The organism is Robinsoniella sp. (assembly GCF_034124845.1).
This window is the reverse complement of sequence record NZ_JAWYAJ010000025.1, coordinates 20,911-27,071: the sequence shown is the minus strand read 5'-3', so window position 1 is coordinate 27,071 and position 6,161 is coordinate 20,911. Positions and strand designations below refer to the sequence as shown.

Here is a 6,161-nt window from a genome sequence, read left to right as displayed (position 1 = left end):
ATGGGATGCAATAATAGGTGTAAACTCCCTGTTTAAAATCTCACTTGCAAAGATACTCTTCACTGCCTGTCTCATAACCGGGTCAAGCCCGTCAAATGTTTCATCACACAGCAGATATTTCGTATTTGTGCAGATACCCAGTAGTACGGATACCTGTTTTTTCATACCTTTTGAAAACGTATTAATTTTCCGCTTCATATCCAAACCAAATTTTTCTACCAGTTCTATAAATCGAAATTCACTGAACTCCGGATAGATAATCTTGTAATACTCCATCATTTCCTTAACCGTAGCATTGTTAAAATAATACGGTGTATCGGGAATAAAGCAAATGAGCTTTTTTGCCTGAATATTTTCAAAAACCTCCATATTATCAATCTTAACCGAGCCTTTATCTGCCTTTAATATCCCACTCAGAATTCTCATGAAGGTACTTTTTCCAGCTCCGTTGGTTCCAACCAAGCCAAATACGGAACCTTCCCGAATCGTGGTGCTGATATCCGTAATTGCTTTAATATCGCCAAATGACTTACTAATGGACATTACTTCTATCATATTTTACCTCCCCATACACCTCATCAACTTTAATGTAAAATTCATCCCTCGTGATTCCTAATTCCTTTCCCTGTGATACAACGGTCTGAAAATCATCAAACACAACTTTCTTCTTTTGTACCAGCAGATTTCTGTCTCCTGTGACAAAATTCCCCTTTCCTTTTACTGGGTAGATAAACCCCTGCTGCTCCAGCTGCGTATACGCTTTCTGAATTGTATTTGGGTTAATCGATAAATCCATTGCCAGCTTGCGTACAGAAGGCATTTGACTGTCAGGCTCCATAACGCCTTTCACAATCAGCATTTGAAACTTTTCCACAATTTGCTCATAAATGGGCCGCCTGTCTTTGTAGTCAACAATAATCATGAGACTCTCCTTTCTGAAATACTGCCATATCATCTGTACTATCTATCTTAGTACACATATACCTCTATTGTCAACGCCATAATTCTTAGGAAAATCTGAAGATAAAAACCGACCTTTTCTTTTATCAGCAAGTGCGTCGCCTGCAGTTTAAAATGTTCCGTAAACAACTGTACTCATCATGCTGAAACAGAAAAACTATTGAATTTTAACACAAAAAATTCCGGGTCCTTCTCACCTATGCGTGAAAATTACCCGGATTCTGCACAATTCGTACCATTTCTTTCATTTTTCTTTACCGGCTCTTACCGCCCACCTACTCAATACAACAGTTTCTCTACTCCCATTTATGTATGAATGTATATATATGTGCTGACAATACACCCGAAGCATATTTAAAAAATTATTCTAAGCTTTTTAGCAAATAAGCTCTTGCATCTTCGGAATTCTGATAGTCTGCATCTTCTTCTAACATATAGTTTATGGTTACATTCCATTCACCTGCCGGGAATTGCAGCGCCGGGATATCTTTGATGGCTGCACATATTTTTGACTTATTGTATTTGGTATTTACCTGGCGCAAATCTGATACATAGCAATCCAGCTCCTGCGCTAAAATATCCAGTACAGACTTTTTAAAGTTTTCCATAATTTGTGCTTCCTTTCCGAACAATATGATAGCAACTGTCTAGAAAAGTAGACTTTTTTTGACATACTATGTATAATACTAAATGTAGGGTTAAATGCTATTATTTACCACTTTCTAATCTGTCAAAAAAAGTCTACTTTAACTGGCAAAAAAAGTCTACAATTTTTGATAAAAAATTAATTATTTTCCAATTTTAACCAATTAAGGAACGTCTGATGGGATATCCCCATTTTCTTCGCCGCCTTCCGACTGGATATTTCTCCTTTCAGCCAAAGCTTCTTCCATTTCGGAAAATCCGGGTGAATAGGTTTGCGCGGTCTGCCAAACCGAACCCCTTTTAAACGTGCAGCTGCAATCCCTTCTGCCTGTCTGGTTCTTATATTCTGTCGTTCATTTTCCGCTACAAAACTTAATAGCTGCAACACCAGATCGGCAATAAATGTCCCCATCAAATCCTTACCCTGCCTGGTATCCAGCAGCGGCATATCAAGTACATAGATATCTATCTTCTTCTCTTTTGTCAATACCCTCCATTGGTAAATGATTTCTTCATAATTTCTTCCCAGCCGGTCAATGCTCTTAATTACCAGCAAATCTCCCTCTTTCATCTTCCGTACCAGCCTCTTATATGCCGGACGGTTAAAATCTTTCCCACTGAGCTTATCCATATAGATGTTTTCCATTAAAACAGGCAGTGCCTGAAGTGCAAGCAGCTGCCTATCCTCGTTCTGGTCCTTGGATGACACTCTGATATAACCGTATGTTTTCATAATCTCATCATTTCCTTTCTTCTTTCGTATGAAATTATGATAACGGAAAATCGGAAGAAAACTATTTCCAATTTTTGGTAATTCATAAATTAGCACAAAAAAACAGTACTTTTCCCTCTATTTCGAAACAAAAAAAGGAAAAGTACTGCCTTAACACAGATTTCTGCTAAAAAATCATCCAACTATTTTATAATATGTCTTTGCCGTCATCGCAAAAACAAAACTGTATATAATGGCAAAAATAATAATCGTACCAATTGTGCAAATAACAAAAAGATTTGAATTAAATAAGCCAAACATAAATAAAAGCTTGCTCATCATATTAAAGGCTGCTGCAACATGCAGAATGGCAACCACCAGTGGAAGGAAAAAGACGGTTAAAATCTGACTTCTTATACTCTTCTTTACCTCGCCTTTGCTCATACCTACTTTCTGCATAATGGCAAAACGCTCCTTATCTTCATATCCTTCTGAAATCTGTTTGTAATATATAATTAAAACCGTTGCCATCAGAAATAGCACTCCTATAAATACTCCAATGAAGAGAAAACTGCTGATAGACGCCCGAAGCATTGCTGATCCACTGTCTCTGTCGCTGAGATTTATAAAAAGATCTTCGTTTTCTTCCAGCATTGTTCTCATTTTCTTATGAAGAGTATTGGTATAATGATCCAGCGTTTTCTGGTCTCCCTCTGCATTGAATCCAATAAAAGTATCTGGTTCTTCACTACCATCGTTGACACCCGTACCTGCTGCCGCACAAATTTCATTAATAATCGTCTGATTTGCAAAAACAACTCCATATCCATCCAGCATGTTGATGGTAAGGTTCGCAATCAAACTATTATCTTTGATTTCTTCAGCCACCTTGAATTCTCTATCTCCAATTTTTATGGTTGCATACTGAAAACCTTTCTTAAAATCAATAATGAATACCTCATTGTCAGCGAGTTTCTTATCCGTCCCCATCACATCATTATAATTATCTACAGTCATAAACATGGAGGCGCTCATATTCCCCTGATCCACACCCTTTAACAGTAATTCATTGTCTTCCTGGGTAACTCCCAATGAATTGTAACGGTAATAAAAAAAATCTTTTACCTGAATGTTATTTTTTTCGGCCTCTTCGTAGACAATATCCTTCATCTGGTTTACATTATCGTTCGTAGCATTATAAGAAGTCACGTTATATTGTTCCGGATACATATTGTGAATTAATTCTTCAATCCCTATGTTTAACGAAATGGTTGTGGCAATACTAAGCAGCACACCCGTACTCAGAATACAGATATTTGCAAGACCCACTGCATTTTGCTTCATTCGGTAAATCATTCCGGAAATGGATGTAAAATGCTTCTGCTTATAATAAAACGTCTTATTTTTCTTCAGTATTTTCAAAAGTGCAATGCTTCCGGTAATAAACAACAGGTAGGTTCCTACAATTACAAGCAATACTGCAATGAAAAACTGAATAATAGCATCAATTGGAGATTTCACCGTAATTGCCATGATATATCCAGTCGCAGTACATATTAGTCCTATAAGGGCAGTGAGCCATCTTGCTTTGGGCTCTTTTTCTCCCTTATTTCCACCGTACAGAAGTTCAATGGGATTGCTTTTACCGGTTGTAAAAAGGTTTGAAATCAGGGTACATGCAAATATACTTCCAAAAAGAATCAGCGTACTGCTAATTGCATCCTTGCTCATGATAAATTCAAAATCAACATTTGTCTGAATCAGCTTAAGCAAAATTAAAAACATCAGTTTACTGATTAAAAATCCCCCCAGTATACCAATCCCAAGGGACACGGCAGAGGTAAAAATACATTCGTAGAGCAGTATTCTTCCCATATGGCGCTTTTCCAGACCCAGGATACTATAAAGCCCCAGTTCTTTCTTCCGGCGTTTCATCAGGAAACTATTCGTGTAGAATAGAAATATCACCGCAAAAATAGCTATAATAGACTGCCCCAGTTGCAATACCATCCGCAGCGAATCACTTCCCCTCATCTCGTCAATTCCCGGATTGCCTGAAATTGCACTCATAACCAGGTACATTATGATCGTACAGATACAGGTTAGCATATAAGGGACATACATTCTGGCATTTTTACGGATGTTCGTAACTGCCATTTTAGGGTAAAAAGAATTACGCATTCTCTTCACCTCCTGACGCTAATACCGTCAAGGTCTCCGTTATTTTCTGGAACATGGCATCATTATTCATAGATCCCCTGTACAACTGATGGAATACCTCACCGTCTTTAATAAAAAGTACACGCTGAGCATGGCTTGCCGCTCTGGTACTGTGGGTAACCATAAGAATCGTCTGTCCTTCCTTATTAATTCGCGAAAACAGCTTTAACATCTGATCTGACGATTTTGAATCCAGAGCTCCTGTGGGCTCATCTGCCAATACAAGCTGCGGATTGGTTATTAATGCCCTTGCCGCCGCTGCCCTCTGCTTCTGACCTCCGGATACTTCATAAGGATATTTCTTCAAAATATCCTGAATATGCAGTTTCTCCGCTAAAGGTTCCAGCCTCTGACGCATTTCTTTATAATTCTTACCGGATAAAACCAGGGGCAGATAAATATTATCTTCTAACGAGAAGGTATCCAGTAAATTAAAGTCCTGAAAAACAAACCCAAGATTTTCTCTTCGAAATGCAGCAAGTCCTTTGTCCTTAACCGAAAGCATACTCTTTCCATTCAGCAGTACATCTCCGCTGGTTGGTTTGTCCAATGATGCCAGAATATTCAGCAACGTAGTTTTCCCGGAACCGGACTCTCCCATAATTGCCACATATTCCCCCTCCTCAACCGAGAAATTAACGTCTGTTAACGCCTGCACCTGGTTCCCTCCAAAGCGGGTGGTATATATTTTTTTTAAATTTTTTACTTCTAAAAGTGCCATAGTATTCTTCCTCTCTAACTTTTTCTGTCCTTATTGTAATAAAAAAAGGATCAGACTGCCATAATATTAGCTTACATTTTCTATTATGCAGCTTACATTTCTGTAAGGTTGTAAGGTAATATATAACTCTTTATAACTCTTTATATATCTTTATATGCCCATATTAGAGGGGTTTTAGCATTTTAGATTTCATATAAATCCTTAAAAAACCTTATATATTTATGGTCAAATGGTGTAAATTGTGATTAAATTATCTTCCATCTTTATACCCCTGCTTACTACAGAGAGGTCCGCAGTTTTGCAGCAAAAGAAAGTTCAAAAAGAGCCTTGATATAATATTTTTATATTATCATATCAAGGCATATTTCTCAACTATATCGCGTTTCATCCATCTATCTTCATATTGTTCAAACTATTTCGTTTAATATGTATATGACTATCAATCCGAAAGAGTTAAAGAAATGAGTCAATTAATCATTCCTAAGGCTGAAACTCCATGCATTCCTCAAGTTTTTTTACCGTAACCGGTTTTATAAGGTATCCTTCTGCACAAATGGCTGTTGCCTCCTGCATATAGCGGTCGCTTTCTGTTACAAAAACAACATTAACCATGGGATTACATTTACGTACCCGTAATGCCAGCATAAATCCGTCTATTCTGCGCATTAATACCTCAGTAAACAATTGATCCACATGGGAGTTAAATGCATGTTTAACTGCCAGTAAAGGATCTGTAAAAGAAACTATCGTATCATTTTTAAACACCAGCTGTATTTTAGCTACAAGATCATCCAGGTGTTGTTTATTACTGTCAACGACCATTATATTCATGTTATGCCACCCCTCCCAACTCACTCTCCACCCGGTTAATTGATATCTCCGGTCCTTCATTGTTCCTTTAGT

Annotated in this window: 7 protein-coding genes; all 7 read right to left on the bottom strand. The window is 37.6% G+C overall.

What is annotated here, in order from left to right:
- Positions 1–555 (bottom strand): ATP-binding cassette domain-containing protein (locus tag ACH2DQ_RS01310; protein ID WP_395025199.1); only part of this gene is annotated, 555 nt, incomplete at its 3' end.
- Positions 533–922, bottom strand: a complete 390-nt coding sequence (locus ACH2DQ_RS01305; protein WP_394915558.1) for a GntR family transcriptional regulator — start codon at positions 920–922, stop codon at positions 533–535. The genes ACH2DQ_RS01305 and ACH2DQ_RS01310, both read right to left, overlap by 23 nt.
- Positions 923–1,322: 400 nt before the next feature.
- Positions 1,323–1,568, bottom strand: a complete 246-nt coding sequence (locus ACH2DQ_RS01300) for a hypothetical protein (RefSeq protein WP_394915557.1) — start codon at positions 1,566–1,568, stop codon at positions 1,323–1,325.
- A 176-nt stretch (positions 1,569–1,744) separates the two neighbouring features.
- Positions 1,745–2,338 carry a recombinase family protein gene (locus ACH2DQ_RS01295; RefSeq protein ID WP_394915556.1) on the bottom strand — a complete coding sequence of 198 codons (594 nt, stop codon included), beginning with the start codon at positions 2,336–2,338 and terminating at the stop codon, positions 1,745–1,747.
- A 174-nt stretch (positions 2,339–2,512) separates the two neighbouring features.
- A complete protein-coding gene (locus ACH2DQ_RS01290) occupies positions 2,513–4,498 on the bottom strand; it encodes an FtsX-like permease family protein (RefSeq protein ID WP_394915555.1) in 1,986 nt (661 codons plus the stop codon).
- The gene (locus tag ACH2DQ_RS01285) at positions 4,491–5,258 is read right to left on the bottom strand and encodes an ABC transporter ATP-binding protein (protein WP_394915554.1); all 768 of its coding nucleotides are present in this window, start codon (positions 5,256–5,258) and stop codon (positions 4,491–4,493) included. The genes ACH2DQ_RS01290 and ACH2DQ_RS01285 overlap by 8 nt, the downstream gene beginning before the upstream one ends.
- Before the next feature lie 480 nt (positions 5,259–5,738).
- A complete protein-coding gene (locus tag ACH2DQ_RS01280) occupies positions 5,739–6,089 on the bottom strand; it encodes a response regulator (RefSeq protein WP_394915553.1) in 351 nt (116 codons plus the stop codon).
- Between the last annotated feature and the right edge of the window lie 72 nt (positions 6,090–6,161).

Bases quoted from the DNA above. Each gene is read 5' to 3' on its own strand.
- ACH2DQ_RS01285 (WP_394915554.1), bottom strand. From the start codon at position 5,258: ATGGCACTTTTAGAAGTAAAAAATTTAAAAAAAATATATACCACCCGC.
- ACH2DQ_RS01295 (WP_394915556.1), bottom strand. From the start codon at position 2,338: ATGAAAACATACGGTTATATCAGAGTGTCATCCAAGGACCAGAACGAG.
- ACH2DQ_RS01300 (WP_394915557.1), bottom strand. From the start codon at position 1,568: ATGGAAAACTTTAAAAAGTCTGTACTGGATATTTTAGCGCAGGAGCTG.
- ACH2DQ_RS01290 (WP_394915555.1), bottom strand. From the start codon at position 4,498: ATGCGTAATTCTTTTTACCCTAAAATGGCAGTTACGAACATCCGTAAA.
- ACH2DQ_RS01305 (WP_394915558.1), bottom strand. From the start codon at position 922: ATGATTATTGTTGACTACAAAGACAGGCGGCCCATTTATGAGCAAATT.
- ACH2DQ_RS01280 (WP_394915553.1), bottom strand. From the start codon at position 6,089: ATGAATATAATGGTCGTTGACAGTAATAAACAACACCTGGATGATCTT.